Origin of the sequence: Streptomyces sp. NPDC015125, assembly GCF_043080045.1 — a bacterium.
GTDB lineage: Bacteria > Actinomycetota > Actinomycetes > Streptomycetales > Streptomycetaceae > Streptomyces.
Map to the genome: position 1 here is coordinate 3,345 of NZ_JBIBVF010000043.1, position 1,851 is coordinate 5,195.

At 56.0% G+C, this 1,851-nt stretch carries 1 rRNA gene (cut by a window edge); it reads left to right on the forward strand.

The window, feature by feature from the left end:
- Positions 1-1,830: ribosomal RNA gene (locus ACF088_RS41105) — 23S ribosomal RNA — on the forward strand; it begins 1,375 nt to the left of the window's first position.
- Positions 1,831-1,851: the final 21 nt, after the last annotated feature.

Consider the following 1,851-nt stretch of genomic DNA (forward strand, 5'->3'; position numbering starts at 1 on the left):
GCTGTGATGGGTAGGGGAGCGTCGTGTGCCGGGTGAAGCAGCCGTGGAAACGAGTTGTGGACGGTTCACGAGTGAGAATGCAGGCATGAGTAGCGATACACACGTGGGAAACGTGTGCGCCGATTGACTAAGGGTTCCTGGGTCAAGCTGATCTGCCCAGGGTAAGTCGGGACCTAAGGCGAGGCCGACAGGCGTAGTCGATGGACAACCGGTTGATATTCCGGTACCCGCTTTGAAACGCCCAGTATCGAATCCATTAATGCTAAGGCCGTGAAGCCGGCCTGGAGTCTTCGGACAAAGGGACGTGGTGGAGCCGCCGATCCAAGGTGGTAGTAGGTAAGCGATGGGGTGACGCAGGAAGGTAGTCCAGCCCGGGCGGTGGTTGTCCCGGGGTAAGGGTGTAGCCCGTCATCTAGGCAAATCCGGATGACATGAGGGTGAGACCTGATGCCGAGCCGATTGTGGTGAAGTGGATGATCCTATGCTGTCGAGAAAAGCCTCTAGCGAGTTTCATGGCGGCCCGTACCCTAAACCGACTCAGGTGGTCAGGTAGAGAATACCGAGGCGTTCGGGTGAACTATGGTTAAGGAACTCGGCAAAATGCCCCCGTAACTTCGGGAGAAGGGGGGCCATTGCTGGTGATGGAATTTACTTCCTGAGCTGGTGGTGGCCGCAGAGACCAGCGAGAAGCGACTGTTTACTAAAAACACAGGTCCGTGCGAAGCCGTAAGGCGATGTATACGGACTGACGCCTGCCCGGTGCTGGAACGTTAAGGGGACCGGTTAGTCAACTTTAGGGTTGGCGAAGCTGAGAACTTAAGCGCCAGTAAACGGCGGTGGTAACTATAACCATCCTAAGGTAGCGAAATTCCTTGTCGGGTAAGTTCCGACCTGCACGAATGGCGTAACGACTTCTCGACTGTCTCAACCATAGGCCCGGTGAAATTGCATTACGAGTAAAGATGCTCGTTTCGCGCAGCAGGACGGAAAGACCCCGGGACCTTTACTATAGCTTGATATTGGTGTTCGGTTCGGCTTGTGTAGGATAGGTGGGAGACTTTGAAGCGGCCACGCCAGTGGTTGTGGAGTCATTGTTGAAATACCACTCTGGTCGTGCTGGATGTCTAACCTGGGTCCGTGATCCGGATCAGGGACAGTGTCTGGTGGGTAGTTTAACTGGGGCGGTTGCCTCCTAAAGAGTAACGGAGGCGCCCAAAGGTTCCCTCAGCCTGGTTGGCAATCAGGTGTTGAGTGTAAGTGCACAAGGGAGCTTGACTGTGAGACTGACGGGTCGAGCAGGTACGAAAGTAGGGACTAGTGATCCGGCGGTGGCTTGTGGAAGCGCCGTCGCTCAACGGATAAAAGGTACCCCGGGGATAACAGGCTGATCTTCCCCAAGAGTCCATATCGACGGGATGGTTTGGCACCTCGATGTCGGCTCGTCGCATCCTGGGGCTGGAGTCGGTCCCAAGGGTTGGGCTGTTCGCCCATTAAAGCGGTACGCGAGCTGGGTTTAGAACGTCGTGAGACAGTTCGGTCCCTATCCGCTGTGCGCGTAGGAGTATTGAGAAGGGCTGTCCCTAGTACGAGAGGACCGGGACGGACGAACCTCTGGTGTGCCAGTTGTCCTGCCAAGGGCATGGCTGGTTGGCTACGTTCGGAAAGGATAACCGCTGAAAGCATCTAAGCGGGAAGCCTGCTTCGAGATGAGTACTCCCACCCCCTTTGAGGGGTTAAGGCTCCCAGTAGACGACTGGGTTGATAGGCCAGATATGGAAGCCCGGTAACGGGTGGAGTTGACTGGTACTAATAGGCCGAGGGCTTGTCCTCAGTTGCTCGCGTCCACTGTGT